The sequence below is a fragment of the Candidatus Colwellia aromaticivorans genome, assembly GCF_003333305.1.
GTDB classification, from domain to species: Bacteria; Pseudomonadota; Gammaproteobacteria; order Enterobacterales; family Alteromonadaceae; genus Colwellia; species Colwellia aromaticivorans.
Genome location: NZ_QOLD01000045.1, coordinates 22,675 through 44,530 on the forward strand (window position 1 = coordinate 22,675; position 21,856 = coordinate 44,530).

Here is a 21,856-nt window from a genome sequence, read left to right on the forward strand (position 1 = left end):
TTTCAAATGGTCAGTGCAACCTAGGAAGTTACCTCACTTTTTAAGGTATTTCAGGTTTATAGCAAGGGCTGCCATTTTAATATGCTTATTGGTAATCATCATTTTCTTCAACATATTTCATAGCTGACTTAATTGAGCCAAAGTAACAGACCAACATCTTAAGGCGCTTATCTTTTACATGCTAAAGGGTGTCTTGATGCAGAATATCTAGCCATGTTTTGACTAATGCCCACGGTGGAAGTTGCTGATTCATATAATCATCCTTGAATTTATTGAGTTACGGTATAACATTAGATGATGATAAAAGAACGAACCAATTACTTTTATCGTATATGGCAACAGTTGCTTATGTGACAGATATCACAAGTGATCACTTATAAAATGCAGTAGGAAGGTTGAATTAGTTATGTCTGAGAAAGCAATTAAATTCGAATTTGAAAAGCACAATAAAAATAGTATTCGATATAAAGAAGTACCTGAAAACGGTATGCCACCTGTTTTAGGATCTATCTACGTGCAAAAATGGTTTGCGGGTGATAGTAAAAATATTGAAGTGACGATTAAGACAAAAGTGAAATGAATCAATCTAAAAGCAGTACGTATTCCATTGCTCAATTAGGTAATGCAGTATTAAGACAAAAAGCGGCTGAGGTTCAAAATATACTTGCCGATGAATGCCAGAAAATAATTAGTCAAATGATGTTGGCGGTATCAGAAGCTGGTGGTGTAGGTATTGCCGCGCCACAAATTCATCACAGTGTGCGTATTTTTATTATGTGTTCTAAACCTAATACTCGTTATCCAGACGCACCATTAATGGCACCAACAGCGATCATTAATCCTGAAATATTACATTATTCTAGTGATAAAGTTAAAGGCTGGGAAGGTTGTTTAAGTGTGCCTAGTATGCGCGGCTTAGTGCCAAGGCATAGTCAGATCGATGTACGTTATTTTGACCAACAAGGTAACGAGCAGAAAAAAGAATTAACGGGGTTTATTGCCCGTATCTTCCAGCATGAATTAGACCATTTGAACGGATTAACTTTTATCGACCAATTAGAATCGACGAAAGATTTGATCAGTGAATTTGAATGGTATCAGCAGTTCGCTTAAATCATCTGTGTACGCTTTTATTAGTTTGGGCTAAGTAGTTATATTAATTGAGTGACTTTAGAGCCTAAATATACACAAAGCATCATGATTAATTTGTTTATTGCTGACGTTATATTTAAGTACTGTTAGGCTGATTATCAGGTCTACAGCTCTAGCAGCTAAATAAAAACCCCTAGGAATTTAATTGTGATGAAAAATAATTATGTGATATTAATCTTGTCTATTAGCTTAATGTTATGCCTAATTAGTGAAAGCTTTGCTAGCAATATCTCTGCTGGCGGTCAAACTGAACAGGCATGTATCAGTTGTCATAATGATACTGTGCAAGCGTGGCAAAGCTCGGATCATGCCAAATCGATGGCATTACCAAATAAACACTCAGTATTAGCTAATTTCAATAATGTTAATGTTGAACATTATGGCCAAAAAGCCTATTTTTTTATTAAAAATAATCAGTATCAGGTGACAATTTCTTATGACGATAATATTGATAATTACCCAATCAAGTACACCTTTGGTCATTTCCCCTTACAACAATATTTAGTTGAAACTGAAAACGGTAAGCTGCAAGTATTACCCTTTGCTTGGGATGCGAGAGCAAAAGCTGATGGCGGTCAGCGCTGGTATCATAACTACAGTCATGAAGAAATAAGACCTGAAGACAGGTTACATTGGCGTCAACCGTTACAAAATTGGAATGGTATGTGCGCTGATTGTCATTCTGATGGCCTAAAAAGAAACTACAATGCTGACAATAATAGCTTTAACAGTAAGTTTGATAATATCAACGTAGGTTGTTTGTCATGTCATGGCGATATGTCTGAACATGTACAGCAAAGTACATCGCGAAATGTCGCAAATGACATAACCTCAGCCCAACATCCAACCGGGCAATGGTTGCGTGGTGCTAAAGATAAAACTGCCCATTGGCAAGGTGAAAAACGTGATAATAGCTTTATGGATAACTGTTTTTCCTGTCATGCTTTACGCTCGCCTTTAACGGATGGCATTACCGCTAATACGCCATTTTTAGATCAATTTATGCCGCAGTTACCTTCAGCGCCAGCATACTTTGTCGATGGACAAATAAAAGAAGAAGTGTATGTTTATGGCTCTTTTTTACAAAGTAAAATGTATGGCAAGGGAGTGAATTGTTTAGATTGTCATGACAAACATACGATGAAATTGAAAATTGAAGGTAATGGATTATGTTTGCAGTGTCATGGCTCTGAAGTATACAACGCAAAACCTCACCACCAACATCAAGAGGCTTCTACCGGAGCCCAATGTGTTAACTGTCATATGCCAACTAAAAGATACATGGGCGTTGACGACAGACGCGATCATAGCTTTAAAATTCCAAGGCCAGACTTATCATCACAATTTAATACGCCTAATGCTTGTACCCAGTGTCATGATAATAAAAGTAACCAGTGGGCAAGTGATAATTTAGAAAAATGGCATGGTAAGCCAAAAACGTTATTACAGAGTAAGCAGTTCTTAATGGCATTAAATAATGGCCAAGCAATTAAGCTTGAAGATCACTTAAGTATTATTGCGGATACTAAACTTGATGTTATTAGCCGCGCTAGTGCTCTACAAATGCTTAGCTTTACCACACAAACAATTACTATTGAGATCTTAAAACCTTATTTAGAACATCAAGAAAATTTACTTAGGCTTAGCGCTGCAAATGCTGCGCTATTATTAACGCCAGAGGCAAGAGTTTTACATCTTAGTCCGTTATTAACAGATAAATACAAAGCCGTTCGCGTAGCTGCAGCAAGAAGCCTAGTAACCAGTAAAGTAACTGCTAACGATCAGCAAGCTTTTAATAATGCACTTTCTGAGTTATTTAACGGGAATGACATTAGCAGTTGGCGCGGTGAGGGCAGAGCTAACCAAGGTAGTTTAGCGATAGAAAATAATAACTTATTAGCTGCTGAAAAAGCTTTTCAAGGAGCAATAAAAGTTGAACCCTACTTTGAGATAGGCTTTATCAACTTAGCCGATGTCTATCGAATTCAACAACAGCCGGAACAAGCAGAAGTAGTTTTAGTTAATGGGATGAAGAACTTACCGAAATCATCAGCCATTAAATACGCTTATGGTTTACATTTGGTTCGTCAGAAAAATCTTGCTAAAGCCGTTGTTTTGTTTGAAGAAGCAATGTTGTTATCCGCTGACAATGCGCAATATGCCTATACCTTTATATTAGCAATGGACGGAACAGGGCAGAGCACACAAGCGTTAAGCCAACTGAAACTGCTCATCGTAAATTATCCAGATAAAACACAATTGCGAGAGCTTGGTTTGTATCTATCGCAAAAGTTAAATAATAAAGCTGATTATGACTGGTTCATGACGTTCTGATTGTTTTTCTAAGTCGCTGCACGGCACTTAGTGAGATAGAGCTTTATCCTTAATTTGGATTATCTACTCGCATAGTCAACCTTACTATGTTGATAAAAGTAGGTTAGTTTGAGGCTAAAATTGTCTTAATGGAAATTAAGAACGTCAGATATCTCCAGACTTTACTTGCGTTAATATTGAGCGGAGTCTAAGTTTATTTTAGGACATTTTTCTACTTATTTGGCTAGTAAAATACTCTTTCAAAAAATTAAGCAGTAACCTAAGTTTTTTAGAGTTGGCTGTGCCCGGCGGGAAAACGCCATAAACATTTATATCGTTAAAGACATAGTCATTAAGTACCGTTTCTAAGGTGCCAGCCTTTATTTTTGGCCAAGCATCGTAAGTAGGAATACGGGCTAAGCCATGTCCAGCTTCAACAAATGCGGTACGTGCAGCCGCATTATTAGTACTAATACTTCCTTTGGTGGCAATACTGAATGATCGACTGCCTTTCTTTAGGGTTAAAACCCCTGAAGTCAATTTGTAGATCACCCATTGATGTTCACCTAAATCCGCAGGTTTAGCTGGACGTCCATATTGAAGAAAGTACTCAGGGGCACCACAAAGACACGTTTCTAGGGTGGCAAGTTTAGTTGCTTGTAAACCTGAGTCAGGTAATGGTGCACCACGGATCGCTAAGTCTATTCCCTCTTTCATAATGTTCACCACTTCATCAGTCAACATAACATCAAGCTCAATTTTGGGGTAGATTTTCTTAAACTCATTTAGTGCTGGCACAACAGTCTGCAAACCAACATTTACCGGACAGGTTATTTTAAGTAATCCGATGGGCTCATTTTTAAAGTTTTCAATTTGCTGGTTGGCGACACTCGCTTGCTCGGCAATAACGCGACAGCGTTCAAAATAGGCTTGTCCTGCTTCAGTAAGATTAATAGAACGCGTTGAACGATTAAGCAGTTTTACCTCAAGTTGTGCTTCTAGCTTTTTCAGGTGATAACTGACTACCGCTCGAGATAGCCCTAAATGTTTCGCTGCCGCGCTTAAGCTTCCTTGTTCAATGACTTGAGCAAAAACAACCATACTCTTGAGTCGTTCAAATGAAACATTCATAACACTACCTAGTAATTAGAAATACATGTCCAAGTAATCATTGTATCAATTATTAGTACAATGTTGTCAGTTTTATCTGCATTGTTCATTTGGATTTCTACACTTATACTAGCTTTATTGAAAATGAACACACTCTCAAACGCACTTATACTAACTTCTACAGATAAATGGATGAATGATAATGACTAAAAAAATATTGATGGTACTTACTTCACACGATGAGCTTGGTAACACAGGCCAAAAAACTGGCTTTTGGGTTGAAGAGTTTGCAGCTCCTTATTACGCATTTATTGATGCAGGTATTGAAGTAACATTGGCAACACCAAAAGGTGGGCAAGCACCTATTGACCCGACAAGCACATTAGTAGACTTCCAAACCGCAGCTACGACACGTTATGATAGTGATGCTGCAGCACAAGCTAAAATTGCTACCACGGTACAGTTATCTTCCCTTAACGAAAGTGATTTTGATGGCGTATTTTATCCTGGTGGTCATGGTCCATTATGGGATCTTACCGATAATACCGACTCAATCAGCTTGATTGAAAACTTTCTTAAAGCAGGTAAGGCCGTTGCGACAGTTTGTCATGCCAGCGCAGCCTTATTAAATGTAAAACAAGTATCTGGCGAATTTGCAATCAAAGGCAAAGCTATTACAGGCTTTACTAATAGTGAAGAAGAAGCAGTGCAATTAACAGAAGTTGTGCCTTTTTTACTTGAAGACGAACTTATTAAACGTGGCGGCGAATATCAAAAAGCAGAAGATTGGCATGCCTTTGCAATACAAGACGGCCTTATTATTACCGGTCAAAACCCAGCGAGTTCAGCATTAGCGGCTGAAAAATTACTGACTCACCTATCAGCTTAGATCTTAACTCGACCCTTATATGCGCGGTCGGATGAATGATGCCGAATCTTATGCTGATCCCGTTGCGTTAAATGCGGTAATGGTCGGTGGAAGTGTTTGTAGAGTAGAAGAGTCAAACCATAACGATTTTAAAAAGGTGATTGGGTTGTTGCTTTTGGTGGCTGGCAAGATTATAGCGTTATAAATGGCAGTGAATTACTTAAACTTGATAGCAACATGGCTAACCCATCACATGCTTTAGGTGTTTTAGGTATGCCAGGACTAACGGCTTACATGGGCTTACTTGATATTGGCCAGCCAAAAGCAGGCGAAACGGTAGTCGTTGCTGCTGCCACAGGTGCTGTGGGCAGCTTAGTGGGTCAAATAGCTAAATTAAAAGGCTGTAAAGTGGTTGGTATTGCTGGTGGCGATACCAAATGCCAATATGCGTTTGAAACATTAGGTTTTGATTATTGTCTTGATCATAAAAGTGATGACTTAGCTGAACAATCAAACGTTGCGCTTAATATTAATAAAATTACTGATATTTTCTTAGGCAAAGCGATAGAGCCATGGGAAATGTTGTTGTTTTCTCAACAACAAGTAGCAGAAATAGAGTCGAGTAGTGAATCATTATCTGGAATTTTTTATCGAACAGTAGATAAACTAATACAAGAAGATTCTTTTCGCATTCAAACTACAGGAACAGCAATCACAGGAGTGAAATTTGTAAATAGTAATGGGTTTCGAGAAGATCTCTCTGCGGAACTTGAAAATAATGCGGCGTTAACGTTTACCGTAAAAAGAGATAGTGACGTCAATTCCCCATTTTTATCACGATGAATTGCGAGACTATTGGGGATACACAAGCCGATTGTCAGGCGAGTTATAATATTCAAGCACAATTAGCAGAGGTACCGTTAGGTGAATGGCACAATGTGTCCATTAGTTTACGTTGCTTTGCTGAAAAAGGTGTTCAACTTAACAAGGTTGCTGTTCCTTTTGAGCTTCGTACGCCTGGCACGATTAATTTATCTATTAATCATCTTCGTTTAGTCCCAAGTAATGCTGAAAGTTCGTTTATAAATAGCCCTTAGTCAATTTGATTTTTAATAAAGGATAAACTTATTGCAAACGTGATGTTGGTTATTTTGTAATTAAAGTACAAAAAACAAACGTTTTAATTTGATATTTATACTTTATGTAGTAATATTACCAATAGTTATAGCTATTAAAGTAAATTTCATGCGGTAATTTAATCTAACTATCGATAATGTGTTGTTTTATTTCATAGCCACAAGAGAATAAAAGCAACAAGATATTTTATTATTTGATAGCGCTTTATCGTTATCAGCCTAACAAATTTACAATATACGGATTATTAATGACCAATTTAACAAGTTTAGTACCCCCTGGTGTAGTGAGTGGAGAACATTTAAATACCTTATATCGTGTTGCTCGTGAGCAGAATTTTGCTTTTCCAGCAGTAAATGTTGTTAGTACTAATTCGATTAACGCAGCGCTTGAAGCTGCTTATCAATGTCAATCGCCTATCATTATTCAGTTGTCACACGGTGGCGCAGCATTTTTCCTGGGTAAGGGCGCACCATTAAAAGATCATGAACCATCAATTGCTGGTGCTATTGCAGCTGCTAATTATGTACATGAGGTTGCAAAATATTATGGTATACCTGTTGTTCTTCATACCGATCATGCAGCTAAAAAATTATTACCTTGGATCGATGGCTTATTAGATGCAGGGGAGGCGTATTATCATTTACATGGTAAACCGCTATTTAGTTCACATATGCTAGATTTATCAGAAGAAAGCTTAACTGAAAATATTGAGACTTGTCAGCAATATTTAGCGCGTATGTCAAAACTTGATATGGGCATAGAAATTGAACTTGGCTGCACTGGTGGTGAAGAAGACGGGGTTGATAATACAGATCTTGATACCTCATTACTTTATACACAACCCGAAGATGTTGCTTATGCTTATGAGCAATTAAGCCGAGTGAGTGATTCATTCACCATTGCTGCTTCATTTGGTAATGTACATGGTGTTTATAAGCCTGGTAATGTTCAATTAACGCCAAAAATATTGAAAAAATCGCAAGCGTTTGTTTCACAAAAATATGGTTTAGAGCAGAACACTTTGAACTTTGTATTCCATGGCGGCTCTGGATCAGATCCAGCTGAAATTACTGAAGCAATTGGCTATGGGGTGATAAAAATGAATATAGATACCGACACACAATGGGCAAGCTGGCAGGGGGTTTCTAATTACTATAAAGATAATGAAGCATACCTTCAGAGCCAAATTGGTAACCCAACGGGTGACGATAGCCCAAATAAAAAATACTACGATCCACGTGTGTGGTTACGTAAAATAGAACAATCAATGACCGAGCGTTTAGCGCTTTCATTTAAAGAACTCAATTGCCTTGATAGGTATAAGGAAAAGGAAGAATTATGAAGCGTTTAATCCCCTGTTTAGAGCAGGATAATGTCGAAATTGAATTGATCTTGTTGATCAAAACCATACTAACGGCTTGTAAAGAAATATCATTTAGAGTGGGTCAGGGGGCATTGTCTAATGTGCTTGGCTCTACGCTAGATGAGAATATTCAAGGTGAAACACAAAAAAAATTAGACATCATCAGTAATCAGTTACTTAAAGACATGTTATTAGAAAGTGGTAAAGTAAGAACTATTGCGTCTGAAGAAGAAGACTCTGTTGTTGCGGCGACTGAAGGTGCACCTTATATTGTTGCTTTTGACCCACTAGATGGCTCTTCAAATATTGACATTAATGGTCAAATAGGCACCATTTTTACTATATATCGTGCAAAAGATGATGTACCTGCGGAAAGTGAATTACAATTTTCACAAAAAGGGACAGAGCAAGTGTGTGCAGGCTATGTTTTATATGGCCCATCTACGATGTTGGCGCTGACAACGGGTGGACCATCGCGTTTATACACCTTAGATAAAACACAGGGTTGCTATTTACTGACCACCGAACAAATGGATATCCCGACAGAAACACAAGAGTTTGCTGTGAACATGTCAAACTTCAATCAATGGTCATCAGGATTCACGCATTATATCAATGATCTTCTTTTAGGTAATGAAGGAACGCGTGCTAAAAAATATAACATGCGTTGGAATGGCGCAATGGTGGGTGATGTACATCGTGTGTTGTCTCGTGGCGGAATTTTTTGTTATCCCAATGATATTAAAAAACCTGAGCAACCGGCTAAATTACGTTTGTTGTATGAAGCAAACCCCTTAGCAATGTTAGTTGAAAATGCCAACGGTAAAGCCTTTACCGAGCAAGAACGAATCTTAGCTATTGCTCCGTCTCATATTCATCAACGTGTTGCCGTGATTATGGGCTCAACTCAAGAAGTAGATGAATGCTTAGGATATTTAAAAACCAACTAAAAAGGTTAGGGTCTGCGGAACTTTTTAAATAAAGTTCAAGCGTGACTCTTTTATAAAACCTTTGATTAATAACGTTAACTAATCAGTTGTTATGATTAGTTAATATAAAAGACCGCTCATGTCTAATACCAATCAGATTAATTAAGGGTTCAAATTTTAATGAAGATAAATTTTCAAGAACAAGGCGCTTGATTGAGCAATAGCTGGCTATTGGGATTGAAAGCAACGATGTTATTGGATATTTAGACCATTTAAAAAGATCACTTAGTTAGTCTGATTGGTATAGATGTTGCTCTGCAAGGTTATCATTTAGATAGTCTCATTTTTTATCACAGGATATAACGTGTATGTTACCAAGTAGCCCAGAGTGGAAATCACTCGTCAATCATTATAATAAAAATGTATCTATACAAATGCGTGATTTATTTATTCAAGATACTGAGCGTTTTAATAATTTTTCTCTTTCTGCCGCTGGAATAATGCTAGATTATTCTAAGAACCGTGTTACTGACGAAACAATGCACTTATTAATGAATTTGGCACAAGCATCCGATTTATTGAATAAGCGTGACAAAATGTTTAATGGCTCAGCGATCAATACCACTGAAAACCGTCCGGTATTACATACCGCGCTGCGTAACTTTTCAGATAAACCCGTCTATGTTGATGGTGTTGATGTGATGCCACAAATAAAAACAACACTCGCTAAGTTAGAAAGTTTTGTCAATGATATTTCATTAGGTAAAAAAGTAGGGTACACAGGTAAAGCGTTTACTGATGTGGTAAGTATCGGTATTGGCGGGTCTTTTCTTGGGCCTAAGATAATGTCAGAGGCGCTAAAATCTTATCAACAACCTCATTTAAAGGTCCATTTTATTGCCAATGTTGATGGTTGTCATATTCACGATGTGCTGTCTAAAGTAAACCCTGAAACAACATTGTTTATAACGTCATCCAAAACATTAACAACTCAAGAAACATTACGTAATACGCTCACCGCACGGGATTGGTTTGTTGCAACAGCACCAGAAAAAGAGGTTAAATATCATTTTGCTTGTGTTTCATCTAATGTAGAAGCCGCGCAAAAATTAGGTATTGAGAAAGAAAATATTTTCCCTATGTGGGATTGGGTTGGTGGTCGTTACTCTGTGTGGTCTGCTATTGGTTTACCGTTGGCGTTAGCGATAGGATTTGATAATTACCGTGAGTTTTTACATGGCGCGTTTGAAATGGATGAACATTTCACCCATGCGCCACTAGAAAAAAACTTGCCGGTTATTCTTGCTTTATTAGGTATTTGGTACCGAAATTTTCATGGCGCTCAATCGCAAGTATTATTACCTTATTATCATTATTTACGAGGTTTACCTGCTTATATTCAACAACTGGATATGGAAAGTAATGGTAAATCAATTTCAGTTGATAATAAGTCTTTGTCTTATGATACTGGCCCAATAATTTGGGGAAGCGAAGGGACAAATGGTCAGCACTCGTTTCATCAACTAATCCATCAAAGCAAAACACCTATTCCAGTCGATTTTTTGATGCCTTTATCCCCCTCTCATGAAGTTGGAAATCATCATGATATGCTAGCGTCTAACTGTTTTGGTCAAAGTCAGGCATTAATGGCAGGGCAAAGTCTCGAAGAAGTTAAAGCGGCGATGAAAAAGGCTAACTGTGATGTATCAGAAATTCAAAAGCTGTCTACTCATAAAGTGATGGAGGGTAATAAACCAAGTAATACCCTTTTATTTGAAAAACTGACTCCTAAGGTACTCGGTAGTTTAATTGCTATGTACGAGCATAAAGTGTTTGTTCAAGGTGTCATTTGGAATGTGAATTCTTTTGACCAATGGGGTGTTGAATTAGGAAAGTCGCTAGGCAATAAAGTATTAACAAAAATATCCGACCCTACAGAGGTATTAGATATGGATGGTTCAACCAATGAATTAATTAAACTGTATAGAGCTCGTTAATCTCTATAAGTTTATGAATAATTCGGTATTTAAATTTATTAGTATCAATGAAGTTGCCATCTGATAATCCGCAATATACATACGCTTTCATTTTTAGTACTTGATGAATAGATAAAACCAACATGTATTAAATAAACGGGCAGATTCAACTTTGAAGTACATAACGATTAAGCCGCTATGGCCATCATGGGCTCAGCCATTAACTTGGCTGGTGTTTGATAATTTAGTTTCTTCCTCGGTCTCTCATTGAGCTGTACTATTACATTTGGGTATAGTTCTTTTAAAGCGACGACCTATTATACCAATTACATTAATTAACTTCCCAAATTAAGCCAATCTCTAAAGCATATATTTTTCACACGATTTATATCACTTCTGAAGCTATTCCATGCATCACTACAAGACTCAACAATATCGTCATAATCCTTAAAGCATTTATTCGCTAATTCACTTTGTCGTAACCATTGCCATACTTGCTCAATTGGATTTAACTCTGGCGAATAAGCCGGCAATTTGATAATGCTAACATTATCAAATTCATCAACAACATTCTCTGTATGCCAACCCCTCCATCCATTATGACAACACTGTGCCTTCCTGTTGGAGTTGCTTGTGATATTTGTTCCATGTGCAGCCTCATACCCTCTTTATTTGAAAATGGCACAACTAAAGCTTCTGTGTTTCCATTAGCTGGGCAAACAGCACCAAATAAATAAGCGTTTATAAATTGTTGCGGCTTAACTGCTCGCGGGCGGCTCCCTTTTACTGCCCAGAGCCTAGTAGTTGTATTCTGTTGACCAAATCTTGCTTCATCTTGAAACCAGATATCTACACTATCCAAGGCTTGATCCTCTGGGATCTTGTCGATCAATGTCATTTTGAATTTTTTAAAATCTTCTTGAATTTCTTGAGATTGCTTGGGGTGGCGAGAGCGACTTGTTATCCATTAAAAATTAAGTGAATGCAATAATCTATAAATATTGGTTTTGCTGTATTTAACCCCAAACTTTTCATTTAAGCCTTCGCCGTTCCAGGCCATTTGTGAAGACTCTTTTAGTCCAATCATTGACAATTCTCCGGCTTACTTTTAAATATTTGGCCGCTTGAGCTCTATCAGCTCCGTCCTTGATGTGTGATAGTGCCAATAAACGAATTCGCATTCTGCCATTGGTTTCTTGAGCTATAAGTGCCTTTAAATTAATTGGCTCTAATTTCTCAGATAATTGTTTTTGAGTAATATATTTCATACCAGCAATTAGATCACAAAATTAGTGTAATTGGTATAATTCAATAGAGCTGGGGGGTTAAGTGATTTTGGCCACTAATTTATATTTTTGACTGTAGCCCTTTATGTATAAGGCTTGAAGATGGTGGACGATACTGGGCTTGAACCAGTGACCCCCGCCTTGTAAGGGCGGTGCTCTCCCAACTGAGCTAATCGTCCATATATATCAGATAGTGATATGAATCTAGGGATGTGATGATGGTGGACGATACTGGGCTTGAACCAGTGACCCCCGCCTTGTAAGGGCGGTGCTCTCCCAACTGAGCTAATCGTCCGACATATCATGTCTAACTTTATATAAACAAAAGTGGCGGAGTGGACGGGACTCGAACCCGCGACCCCCGGCGTGACAGGCCGGTATTCTAACCAACTGAACTACCACTCCGCAAAATCTTGCTTATATGTCGATAAATAAATGTGGCGGAGTGGACGGGACTCGAACCCGCGACCCCCGGCGTGACAGGCCGGTATTCTAACCAACTGAACTACCACTCCGCAAAATCTATATATCTTAGAGTTTCACTAAAAAGCACGGTACTCTATACCGTTCATAAACAAAGTTGGCGGAGTGGACGGGACTCGAACCCGCGACCCCCGGCGTGACAGGCCGGTATTCTAACCAACTGAACTACCACTCCACGATATTTTGTTTACTAAGAGATTCTTTTAATAAAAAGAATATTGACAATACTGGTGTTAAATCAGTGACTGGTGCGGGTTGTAAAGAGTAGAAGGTGCTTGACCTTTATCTTTCCACACTAGCTTGTCTATATACAATTAAATAAAAATGGTGGACGATACTGGGCTTGAACCAGTGACCCCCGCCTTGTAAGGGCGGTGCTCTCCCAACTGAGCTAATCGTCCGTCTCCGTGGTGGCGTATTATAGGCAGATCCAAAAAGCTGTCAACATAAAAACCATTAAATTTACTAATTTTTTTTAAATAAGTCGCTGTTTGATTTATTTTTATCCACAACGACTGTTTTGTCTGCAATTACACCTGTCTACTAGCCGTTTAAATCCAAAATAGTAAAAACAAAGTTCTGTAAAAGGTGAATTAACTTAGCCACAGTGATAAAATGTCGCCAATTTTTTAAGACCTAATTATCGCATTGAGCTTAACTTGGCTCTATTGCGTACAAAATTGAGAATTTTATGACTTTAACAACTCGTTTTGCTCCTAGCCCTACCGGTTATTTACATGTTGGTGGTGCTCGTACTGCTTTATATAGTTGGCTTTATGCACAAAAAAATGGCGGTGATTTCATTCTACGAATCGAAGACACCGATATAGAACGCTCTACCCAAGCTTCAGTTGATGCCATTATGGATGGAATGAGCTGGTTAAACCTTGAATGGACTCATGGTCCATATTTTCAAACCAAACGTTTTGACCGTTATAAAGAAGTAATCGAACAATTACTTGCTTCAGGTAATGCTTATCGCTGTTATAGCACTGGCGAAGAAGTTGATGCGATGCGTGAAGAGGCGAAAGCAAAAGGCGAGATAGAAAAATATAATGGCTTATGGCGTGAACGTACCGATCACCCAACAGATAAACCGTTTGCTATTCGCTTTAAAAATCCGCTTGAGGGCGATGTTGTTATTAAGGATATGGTTAAAGGTGACATTACTATTAGTAATGAGCAGTTAGATGATTTAATTATTGCTCGCAGTGACGGTACGCCAACGTATAATTTAACGGTTGTGGTTGATGATTGGGATATGAAGGTTACGCATGTTGTTCGTGGTGATGATCATATTAGTAATACTCCTAAGCAAATCAATATCCTAAAAGCTTTAGGTGCTGATCTACCTGAGTATGCTCACATTCCTATGATATTAGGTGATGATGGTAAACGTTTGTCTAAACGTCATGGCGCCGTTGGTGTTATGCAATACCGTGATGACGGTTACTTACCTGAAGCCTTACTAAACTATTTAGTAAGATTAGGTTGGTCACACGGCGATAAAGAAATTTTCTCTCGTGAAGAGATGATTGAATTGTTTGACTTAAAAGATTGTAACCGCGCACCATCAGGTTTTAATACAGAAAAACTTATTTGGGTTAATCAGCATTATATGAAAACGCTTGCACCTGAGTATGTTGCTGAACATTTAGCATGGCATATGAATGACCAAGGTATTAATACTGACAATGGTCCAGCGTTAGCTGAAATAGTTAAAATACAAGCTGATCGTGTTAAAACATTAAAAGAAATGGCTGAAATATCGCGTTATTTCTATGAAGATTTTTCTGAGCTTGATGCAAAAGCAGTGAAAAAGCATTTACGTCCAGTAGTAAAAGAGCCTTTATTGTTAGTTAAAGCAAAATTAGCCGCGTTAACTGATTGGCAGCCTGAACTTATTCATGCTGCTATTAACGATACAGCAGAAGAGCTATCAGTAGGTATGGGCAAAGTGGGTATGCCGTTGCGCGTTGCGGCAACGGGTGGTGGTAATTCTCCATCACTTGATATTACCCTAGCCCTGTTAGACCAAAATAAAGTATTAGCAAGAATTGATCAAGCCATCGTAGTAGTAGAAGCAAGAATTGCAGCTGGTTAATGATATTTCTAATGAAAAGCCTAATGATAAGTTTAACGATTAGTTTAACCACTTTATGTAAACGTAGGAGAATGCCTAGTGCAATTTAGTGATTTTGGTTTAGATAATAGCTTAATGAATACTGTAGCTCATCTTGGTTTTAGCGAGCCAACACAAATTCAGCAACAAGCTATTCCCGCGGCGATGGCGGGGCATGACTTAATTGCTTCATCGAAAACAGGATCAGGTAAAACATTAGCTTTTATCATTCCTGCGTTGCAGCGTTTATCTAAAAACCGTGCTTTGTCAAAGCGAGATCCACGTGTTGTTATTTTAACGCCAACACGTGAATTGGCTAAACAGGTATTTAGTCAATTACGTTTGTTTACGTCGAACACTCAATTTAAAGCGGTATTAATTTTAGGTGGTGAGAACTTTAACGACCAAGTTAAAGTGTTAGAGAAAGATCCACATTTTATTGTTGCCACGCCAGGTCGTTTGGCTGATCATTTAACGCAAGGACACTTTTATCTAAATGGTTTAGAGCTACTTATTTTAGATGAAGCAGACCGCATGCTTGATTTAGGTTTTAGCAAAGAGTTAGGCCAAATTAATAAGGCGGCTGATCACCGTAAACGTCAAACTTTACTGTTTTCTGCAACATTAGATCACGCACAAGTTAATGAGTTTGCGACTGAATTACTGCGAAAACCTAAGCGAATTGCAATTGAAGCAGGGCATACTGAACACATTGATATTTCGAAACGTTTTTACCTTGCTGATAACCTTACACAAAAAGAAGCACTATTACATCACTTCTTAGCGACAGAGAAATCTCAACAAATTATTATTTTTACTGCAACAAGAAGTGATACTGATCGTTTAGCTAAGCTACTCACGGATACAAATCTTAATGCGGTTGCTTTAAGTGGTGAGTTAAACCAAGGCCAACGTAATCAGATCATGGAGAGCTTTGCTAAAGGTAAGCATAAAATATTAGTGACTACCGATTTAGCCTCACGTGGCCTTGATTTGATCAACGTATCGCACGTGATTAATTTTGACATGCCAAAGCATACTGAAGAGTTTGTTCATCGTATAGGACGAACGGGCCGTGCAGGAACCCAAGGTGATGCTATTTCGTTAGTGGGTCCTAATGACTGGCTAAGCTTTAAAAATGTCGAAGCTTTTTTACAGCAAAAAATCAGCTTTACTAAAGTGGAAGGAATTAAAGTTAAGTTTAAAGGCTTAAAACCGAAAAAAGCTAAAGTAGTTAAAGCAAAATCTGATACGGTCAAAAGTAAAAGACCTGCTGATACTAGACCAAGAAAAGTGATTAAAAAAACTTTTCTTGATATTGAAGATGCGGGTGCAATGAAAATTATTAAACGTAAAAAACCGTTAACGCCAGAGCAAATTGAAGATGCGACTAAAAAAGAACAGGACTAACACACCGGCGTAAAATAGCGATAAAAATGAAAAAAGCAACCTATAGTTTAATGCCGGTCAGTTAACACTGACCGGCATTTTTTTTAGTATCTTTTTGAAGCTTCAGCTTAACCGTTCGTAGTTTTGTTCCTTACTTGGTATGAACACATGCATTTATTGAGAAAGAAAGTTGAATGTGATCCAGATAACCCACATTGGATCATAACGATTAAAGGCGTTGGTTATAAATTACATATATGAATTTTTTCTCATAATGTATCATTGGTCTTAGAATAGCAATGCCGATCAATTAAGAAAAACATATTGTTTTTAGCTAAGCCAGATCAAATACCGATATTTATTTAACATCATTTGTTATGCCTTTTCATTACAGTTTTTACATCTGAATATTTTAATTTCTTACTGAAGTGTTATCATCTAATTTAATTGATAGGTGCCTTAAATGGTCAGGCATTAAAGCTTAAATTACCTTTTTTATAGTGATAGCAGTTCATTACGTTAATCATTGAATGATAAATCACTCTATAAAACTTGTCATATGTAATTAGTGATAAATTATTGGTAATTATTCACCATACCCAGCGTGCACGTCATTCCGGTTGTGTCTTTGCCTACAGGACGTAGGGTCTAGCTTTGGTCTGGAACTACAAAGCTGAAGCCGGAATCTGCCTGTTTTAAAGATTAGACTCCCGATTAAAACATCTCGGGAGTGACGATAGGTGAGTAGTTACATTAAATCTAGTATAAATTGAGGCACTAATTCAGCCTTAATTCTAATCGAGATTAATTAGCACAAAGATAGTCGCCTCTTAGTTTAACATTACTCAGCAATTAACTGCTTAAGCGTATAGTTACTCTCATTACTACCCAATTTAGTTTTCATATAAGGTAATATTTCTTCAAGCTGTTGCGATAGTTGCCATGGCGGGTTAACGATAAATAATCCTGTACCGGTCATACCGTATTCATCCGTATCACTTTCTAGGCAAAATTCTACCTGTAATAGGTTTTTGACTGAACTCGTGGTGAAGTCATCACTCATTTGATCAATTAATTCGCGCTTAACAACAGGGTACCAAAGGATATAAGTGCCTGTAGAAAACTTTGTATAGGCCTTTATTATTGTTTTAACTGCTTTTTGATAATCTTCTTTAAGCTCGTAAGGCGGATCGATGAGTACCACACCACGACGACTTGGCGGCGGTAATAAACCGAGTACACCTTGATAACCATCAGACTGTTTAACAAACACTTTACGCCAGCGTTGGCAAAAATCTTCTAAGTGTTGAATATCAGTAGGATGTAATTCAAATAAATGGCTACTGTCTTGGCGACGTACAAAGGCTTTAGCTATCCCAGGAGAGCCAGGGTAAACTTCAAGGTCATTGTTGAGGTTAAGGCTGTTGATTAGCGATAAATAACACTCAAGTGACTCAGGTGCCTCGTCATCGTTAATGATTTTTGCGATACCGTCTTTATATTCCCCTGTTTTTTGTGCATATTCATCAGCCAATTGATACATACCAGCCCCTGAATGGCTATCTATATAGCAAAATCCTTTTTCTTTACGGGTCATATAATCTAAAACAAGTGATAAGACACTATGTTTTAATACATCAGCAAAATTGCCAGCATGAAAAGCGTGACGGTAACTTAACATATAAATCCTTAGAAATTGTGGGTGTAGCACTTCGACTACTCGTACCTCGCGCTCAGTATGAACGGAATAAATAACCCGTTGGCCCGTACCTAGCACTCAGTGTTAACGGAGTAATCCGTTAACACTGACGTACCTCGTGCTCAATATGAACGGTTATTAGTATCCGTTTGTCCTGAGCCCTGAGCTTGTCGAAGGGTCGAAGGGTTATGCCTTACTGGCTAAATATTCATCGTAAGTGCCAGCAAAATCAATATAACCGTCTTTGGTTAATTCGATAATACGTGTTGCGATTGTTGAAACAAACTCTCGGTCATGACTAACGAATAATAAGGTGCCTTCGTAACTTTCAAGTGCCATATTTAACGATTCAATTGATTCCATATCCATGTGGTTGGTTGGCTCATCAAGAACTAAAATATTTGGCTGTTGCATCATTAGTTTACCAAATAACATCCGACCTTTTTCACCACCAGAAAGTACATGAATTGATTTTTTAATATCATCAGCAGAAAAAAGTAAACGACCTAAATAACCGCGAACAGCTTGTTCATCATCGGTTGGTTGACGCCACTGACTCATCCATTCAAATAACGTCATGTCAGTTTCAAATTCGTATTCATGATCCTGTGCGTAATAGCCAATATTAACATTTTCAGACCAAGTAACGTCGCCAGAGCTGGCTTCATAACCGACTTCATTCATTAATGAACGTAGCATAGTCGTTTTACCAATACCGTTTTCACCAATGATAGCGATACGTTCACCGACTTCAATTAAGGCAGAAATGTCTTTTAAAATATGGGCATCATCAAAGCTTTTATTGAGGTTTTCAATGACTAGCGCATTACGAAATAATTTCTTTTCTTGCTCAAAGCGAATAAATGGGTTGCTACGGCTAGAGGCTTTTACTTCATCAAGTTGAATTTTGTCGATTCGTTTAGCACGAGATGTTGCTTGTTTCGCTTTTGATGCATTAGCAGAAAAACGTGCAACGAAGGCTTGTAGTTCCCCTATTTGTGCTTTTTTCTTGGCATTATCAGATAATAAACGTGCTCTTGCTTGTGTAGCAGCCAACATGTATTCGTCGTAGTTACCAGGGAATACACGTAATTCACCGTAATCTAAATCAGCCATGTGTGTACAAACACTGTTTAAAAAATGTCTATCATGCGAGATGATAATCATAGTTGAGTCACGCTCATTCAAGGTATCTTCTAACCATTGAATAGTATGAATATCCAAGTTGTTGGTTGGCTCATCAAGTAATAAAATATCGGGGTCTGAAAATAAAGCTTGAGCAAGTAGAATACGTAATTTAAAACCGGGGGCTATTTCGCTCATTAAACCGTAGTGTTGCTCAACAGGTATACCAACACCCATTAATAACTCACCAGCACGACTCTCAGCAGAATAACCATCCATTTCAGCGTATTCAGACTCTAAATCGCCCACTTTCATACCATCAGCTTCACTCATCTCAGGTAAAGCATAAATACGGTCACGTTCCTCTTTTACCGCCCATAACTCGGTATGTCCCATTATTACGGTATCAATTACGTTATACTCTTCAAAGGCAAATTGATCTTGACGTAATTTACCTAAACGCTCACCAGTATCAAGGCTAACATTGCCAGAGGTTTGCTCTAAATCATTACCTAAAATTTTCATGAAGGTAGATTTACCACAACCATTAGCACCGATTAAACCGTAACGGTTACCACCGCCAAATTTTTGTGAAATGTTTTCAAACAAAGGCTTAGCGCCGAATTGTTGAGTAATGTTGTTTGCTGCTAGCATAAGGCTTCCGTAACAATAGTAAGAACTGGGTAAATAATGGGGCGCATTATACTTAAATGGCTTTGATATTACTATCTATGGCTTTTAATTGTCAGTGTTTATCAGAGGGAGAGAGTTTAGGTGTTTGAACAGTTACTTGAGTTGGCGGTTAAGTAGTACCGCCGAAGAACAGTATTTCATGTTAGTTGTGTTGTTGATGTATTAGCGTTTTAAATATTGATTGAAATCTATATCACTACAGCCGACAACAACTTTTACACGATTGGACGCGCCTAATTTTTTTAAGATAGAAGAAACATGTGATTTTACCGTCGTTTCAGAAATATTTAAGTTAAAAGCTATTTGTTTATTTGCTTCACCTTTAGTTAAGTGTTGTAACACCATTAATTCTCTGCGTGTTAATAAAAATATTTTTTCTGGTGATACTTCGAATTCTTTTGCTGGGTTAACGCTTGTTTGTGAACGAATAATATCTGCCGGTAAATAAACATTACCTTCAAATATACTTTTAAGTGCTTCACCGATAATATTTTTTGCGGATGATTTTGCAATAAAACCAACAGCGCCGTAAGCAATAGTTTGTAGGATAACTTGTTTTTCAGTTTCTGCAGAAATAATAACCACTGGAATTGTTGGGTATTGATTACGTAAATCAAGTAAGCCGGCAAGGCCTGACATACCAGGCATGTTCAAATCTAGCAGAATAAGATCGATATCATTAGTTTCTTTTGCAACGGCAAGCGTTGATTCAATGTCTTTGGATTCAAAAATTTCAGACTCAGGAAAAGTTTGAGAAATAATATTTATTACGGCATCCCTAAATAAAGGGTGATCATCAGCGACTAAAATTTTATACATGGTATTACCTATTGATATTATTGCACTTCTACACTCTAACAGAGTGAATTTAATTATTTAATCATCCCTTAGTGGTAAGAATCTCATCTTTAAGTTATAAAATATACCATTATAATGTTTCTCTGTTAAATAATGCGTATTTGTTTGATTTATAAGAAGCAAAAAGGAGCAGAAATAAATTTCTGCTCCTTTTGGTATGTTGTAAATTTATAAGATTACAAATTTAGAAGGTTACAACAGCACCAATTGAGAATACGTTATTCTCTTCTGCTGTTAGATTTGAAGTACTATTATTGTCTATTTCAGTTTTATTTAATTCAGCTACAAGGGTAACTCCAGGAACAACAGTTCTGAAATAAGAAACGTTAGTGTTGCTACTTTCTGTCTCCATTGTACCGTTATCGATCGTAGATTCACCGTAAGAAGCTACAAAACGATTATCACCCATAGTATAAGATGCTTGTACTAGGTAACCATCAGTCTCAGTAGTTTCATCAGTTACGATGTGATCTAAACCTCCAAAATGACCTACACCTTCAGCGTCAAAACCAGAAGCCGTTAGTGATACACCTGAGAATTTAACGTTAACACCATAGCCAACACCAGATTGATCTTGATCAGCACCAGCATATTCACTTGATTGTGACATACCGTTAACCCAACCTTTTACTGAGCCGCCATCAAAAGTTGTGTCGTAGGTTAATTCCGCTTCAAAACGCGGCATATCTTCATCTGAATCTTTATGAACTTTATTAGGATCCATAATACCAACCGCTAATTTAAAGCCGCTCATATCAGGGGTTCTATAGGTGATTTGTGCTTTTGGAAAAGCATAGGTATAACCGGTAGCAATATTACCGAAAGACACATTACCGCCATCCACTAAACCGAGCGCGTTAGAAGTTTGGCCGTAACCAAGTAATAACTCATCACCAAAAATATTAGAACGGTTAAACAGACCAAAATCTTTACCTAGTAATACTTCACCAAAGTCGCCGCTTACTGTGGCATAAAACTGACGAATATCAATTTGTGAGTGAGTTCCAAAACCTTGTCCACCGCGTTCAACGTCTGGATCACTTAAAGAAACCCAAAATGAAGAACGGGTAGCTACTGTATAGTCACCTACTTTATTACTAGAATTCAAACCAATGTAGCTTGGTAAGAAACCTGTTCTTACACGTGCTTGTTTGCTGTTTGTCTCTACACCAGCGTCATCAGTCATGTCAGTATCGCTGCTAGAATAAAATATGTTTATTAGACCATCTGCAGTGAACGTCATGCCTTCATCGTTATTATACAATTCAACAGCGGCACTGGCGTTAAATGCTGTGGTACAGGCAAGGGCGATTGCGGCTAATTTAAATTTTGTAGTCATGTTTTGTTTCCTTT

The 21,856-nt window shown here is 37.7% G+C and carries 17 protein-coding genes, 6 tRNA genes and 2 pseudogenes; 13 read left to right on the forward strand and 12 right to left on the reverse strand.

The window, feature by feature from the left end; genetic code table 11:
* The first annotated feature begins 406 nt into the window (after positions 1 to 406).
* From DWA31_RS17165 to DWA31_RS06310, 3 genes are all read left to right on the forward strand, one after another.
* Complete coding sequence (locus tag DWA31_RS17165; protein ID WP_168427297.1) at positions 407 to 580, forward strand: hypothetical protein; 174 nt, start codon at positions 407 to 409, stop codon at positions 578 to 580.
* The gene (def, locus tag DWA31_RS06305) at positions 577 to 1,113 is read left to right on the forward strand and encodes a peptide deformylase (protein ID WP_114325774.1); all 537 of its coding nucleotides are present in this window, start codon (positions 577 to 579) and stop codon (positions 1,111 to 1,113) included. Before DWA31_RS17165 ends, def begins: the two co-directional genes overlap by 4 nt.
* Before the next feature lie 189 nt (positions 1,114 to 1,302).
* Positions 1,303 to 3,486 (forward strand): multiheme c-type cytochrome, encoded by a 2,184-nt coding sequence (locus DWA31_RS06310; RefSeq protein ID WP_168427299.1) that lies wholly within the window; start codon positions 1,303 to 1,305, stop codon positions 3,484 to 3,486.
* Between the two features lie 198 nt (positions 3,487 to 3,684).
* Here the strand turns inward: DWA31_RS06310 and DWA31_RS06315 are convergent, their stop codons facing one another.
* Positions 3,685 to 4,596, reverse strand: coding sequence for a LysR family transcriptional regulator (locus DWA31_RS06315; protein ID WP_114325775.1), 912 nt, complete (start codon positions 4,594 to 4,596; stop codon positions 3,685 to 3,687).
* A 181-nt stretch (positions 4,597 to 4,777) separates the two neighbouring features.
* On the opposite strand from DWA31_RS06315, the gene DWA31_RS06320 reads away from it, so the two are divergent.
* The 7 genes and pseudogenes from DWA31_RS06320 (at position 4,778) to pgi (ending at position 10,869) form a co-directional block, all read left to right on the forward strand.
* Positions 4,778 to 5,464 (forward strand): type 1 glutamine amidotransferase domain-containing protein, encoded by a 687-nt coding sequence (locus tag DWA31_RS06320; RefSeq protein ID WP_114325776.1) that lies wholly within the window; start codon positions 4,778 to 4,780, stop codon positions 5,462 to 5,464.
* Between the two features lie 7 nt (positions 5,465 to 5,471).
* Positions 5,472 to 5,953: pseudogene (locus DWA31_RS06325) on the forward strand (zinc-binding dehydrogenase); the annotation flags it as partial.
* A gap of 36 nt (positions 5,954 to 5,989) precedes the next feature.
* Positions 5,990 to 6,286, forward strand: coding sequence for a putative glycoside hydrolase (locus DWA31_RS17775; protein WP_342766950.1), 297 nt, complete (start codon positions 5,990 to 5,992; stop codon positions 6,284 to 6,286).
* A complete protein-coding gene (locus DWA31_RS17780) occupies positions 6,283 to 6,540 on the forward strand; it encodes a putative glycoside hydrolase (RefSeq protein ID WP_114325777.1) in 258 nt (85 codons plus the stop codon). Before DWA31_RS17775 ends, DWA31_RS17780 begins: the two co-directional genes overlap by 4 nt.
* A gap of 287 nt (positions 6,541 to 6,827) precedes the next feature.
* Complete coding sequence (fbaA, locus tag DWA31_RS06335; protein ID WP_114325778.1) at positions 6,828 to 7,922, forward strand: class II fructose-bisphosphate aldolase; 1,095 nt, start codon at positions 6,828 to 6,830, stop codon at positions 7,920 to 7,922.
* Positions 7,919 to 8,893, forward strand: a complete 975-nt coding sequence (locus DWA31_RS06340) for a class 1 fructose-bisphosphatase (RefSeq protein WP_114325779.1) — start codon at positions 7,919 to 7,921, stop codon at positions 8,891 to 8,893. Before fbaA ends, DWA31_RS06340 begins: the two co-directional genes overlap by 4 nt.
* 347 nt (positions 8,894 to 9,240) lie before the next feature.
* Positions 9,241 to 10,869: a glucose-6-phosphate isomerase gene (gene pgi, locus DWA31_RS06345; protein WP_114325780.1), complete on the forward strand. Its 1,629-nt coding sequence runs from the start codon at positions 9,241 to 9,243 to the stop codon at positions 10,867 to 10,869.
* Positions 10,870 to 11,183: 314 nt separating this feature from the next.
* On the opposite strand, the pseudogene DWA31_RS17685 reads toward pgi, so the two are convergent.
* The 7 genes and pseudogenes from DWA31_RS17685 to DWA31_RS06380 form a co-directional block, all read right to left on the reverse strand.
* A pseudogene (locus DWA31_RS17685) lies at positions 11,184 to 12,116 on the reverse strand (IS630 family transposase).
* Between the two features lie 121 nt (positions 12,117 to 12,237).
* Positions 12,238 to 12,313: transfer RNA gene (locus tag DWA31_RS06355), tRNA-Val, on the reverse strand.
* A gap of 40 nt (positions 12,314 to 12,353) precedes the next feature.
* Positions 12,354 to 12,429, reverse strand: a tRNA-Val gene (locus DWA31_RS06360).
* Positions 12,430 to 12,462: 33 nt separating this feature from the next.
* Positions 12,463 to 12,539 (reverse strand) — tRNA-Asp (locus DWA31_RS06365).
* A gap of 33 nt (positions 12,540 to 12,572) precedes the next feature.
* Positions 12,573 to 12,649 (reverse strand) — tRNA-Asp (locus DWA31_RS06370).
* Positions 12,650 to 12,715: 66 nt separating this feature from the next.
* Positions 12,716 to 12,792 (reverse strand) — tRNA-Asp (locus tag DWA31_RS06375).
* Between the two features lie 150 nt (positions 12,793 to 12,942).
* Positions 12,943 to 13,018 (reverse strand) — tRNA-Val (locus tag DWA31_RS06380).
* A gap of 290 nt (positions 13,019 to 13,308) precedes the next feature.
* Between DWA31_RS06380 and gltX the strand changes: the two genes are divergently transcribed.
* From gltX to DWA31_RS06395, 3 genes are all read left to right on the forward strand, one after another.
* On the forward strand, positions 13,309 to 14,721 hold the full coding sequence (gene gltX, locus DWA31_RS06385) for a glutamate--tRNA ligase (RefSeq protein WP_114325781.1): 1,413 nt from the start codon (positions 13,309 to 13,311) through the stop codon (positions 14,719 to 14,721).
* Positions 14,722 to 14,799: 78 nt separating this feature from the next.
* Complete coding sequence (locus DWA31_RS06390) at positions 14,800 to 16,149, forward strand: DEAD/DEAH box helicase (protein WP_114325782.1); 1,350 nt, start codon at positions 14,800 to 14,802, stop codon at positions 16,147 to 16,149.
* 147 nt (positions 16,150 to 16,296) lie between these two features.
* A complete protein-coding gene (locus tag DWA31_RS06395) occupies positions 16,297 to 16,389 on the forward strand; it encodes a winged helix-turn-helix domain-containing protein (protein ID WP_114325783.1) in 93 nt (30 codons plus the stop codon).
* 580 nt (positions 16,390 to 16,969) lie between these two features.
* Here DWA31_RS06395 and DWA31_RS06400 read toward each other — a convergent pair.
* The 4 genes from DWA31_RS06400 to DWA31_RS06415 all read right to left on the reverse strand — a co-directional run bounded on the left by DWA31_RS06400 (position 16,970) and on the right by DWA31_RS06415 (position 21,842).
* Positions 16,970 to 17,809: a 23S rRNA (adenine(2030)-N(6))-methyltransferase RlmJ gene (locus DWA31_RS06400; protein ID WP_114325784.1), complete on the reverse strand. Its 840-nt coding sequence runs from the start codon at positions 17,807 to 17,809 to the stop codon at positions 16,970 to 16,972.
* 204 nt (positions 17,810 to 18,013) lie between these two features.
* Complete coding sequence (locus tag DWA31_RS06405) at positions 18,014 to 19,606, reverse strand: ABC-F family ATPase (RefSeq protein WP_114325785.1); 1,593 nt, start codon at positions 19,604 to 19,606, stop codon at positions 18,014 to 18,016.
* 201 nt (positions 19,607 to 19,807) lie between these two features.
* The gene (locus DWA31_RS06410; protein WP_114325786.1) at positions 19,808 to 20,464 is read right to left on the reverse strand and encodes a response regulator transcription factor; all 657 of its coding nucleotides are present in this window, start codon (positions 20,462 to 20,464) and stop codon (positions 19,808 to 19,810) included.
* 223 nt (positions 20,465 to 20,687) lie between these two features.
* On the reverse strand, positions 20,688 to 21,842 hold the full coding sequence (locus DWA31_RS06415; RefSeq protein ID WP_114325787.1) for a porin: 1,155 nt from the start codon (positions 21,840 to 21,842) through the stop codon (positions 20,688 to 20,690).
* Positions 21,843 to 21,856: the final 14 nt, after the last annotated feature.

Coding starts and splice junctions, on each gene's coding strand:
- DWA31_RS17165 (WP_168427297.1), top strand. CDS start 407: ATGTCTGAGAAAGCAATTAAATTCGAATTTGAAAAGCACAATAAAAAT.
- def (WP_114325774.1), top strand. CDS start 577: ATGAATCAATCTAAAAGCAGTACGTATTCCATTGCTCAATTAGGTAAT.
- DWA31_RS06310 (WP_168427299.1), top strand. CDS start 1,303: ATGAAAAATAATTATGTGATATTAATCTTGTCTATTAGCTTAATGTTA.
- DWA31_RS06315 (WP_114325775.1), bottom strand. CDS start 4,596: ATGAATGTTTCATTTGAACGACTCAAGAGTATGGTTGTTTTTGCTCAA.
- DWA31_RS06320 (WP_114325776.1), top strand. CDS start 4,778: ATGACTAAAAAAATATTGATGGTACTTACTTCACACGATGAGCTTGGT.
- DWA31_RS17780 (WP_114325777.1), top strand. CDS start 6,283: ATGAATTGCGAGACTATTGGGGATACACAAGCCGATTGTCAGGCGAGT.
- fbaA (WP_114325778.1), top strand. CDS start 6,828: ATGACCAATTTAACAAGTTTAGTACCCCCTGGTGTAGTGAGTGGAGAA.
- DWA31_RS06340 (WP_114325779.1), top strand. CDS start 7,919: ATGAAGCGTTTAATCCCCTGTTTAGAGCAGGATAATGTCGAAATTGAA.
- pgi (WP_114325780.1), top strand. CDS start 9,241: ATGTTACCAAGTAGCCCAGAGTGGAAATCACTCGTCAATCATTATAAT.
- gltX (WP_114325781.1), top strand. CDS start 13,309: ATGACTTTAACAACTCGTTTTGCTCCTAGCCCTACCGGTTATTTACAT.
- DWA31_RS06395 (WP_114325783.1), top strand. CDS start 16,297: ATGCATTTATTGAGAAAGAAAGTTGAATGTGATCCAGATAACCCACAT.
- DWA31_RS06400 (WP_114325784.1), bottom strand. CDS start 17,809: ATGTTAAGTTACCGTCACGCTTTTCATGCTGGCAATTTTGCTGATGTA.
- DWA31_RS06405 (WP_114325785.1), bottom strand. CDS start 19,606: ATGCTAGCAGCAAACAACATTACTCAACAATTCGGCGCTAAGCCTTTG.
- DWA31_RS06410 (WP_114325786.1), bottom strand. CDS start 20,464: ATGTATAAAATTTTAGTCGCTGATGATCACCCTTTATTTAGGGATGCC.
- DWA31_RS06415 (WP_114325787.1), bottom strand. CDS start 21,842: ATGACTACAAAATTTAAATTAGCCGCAATCGCCCTTGCCTGTACCACA.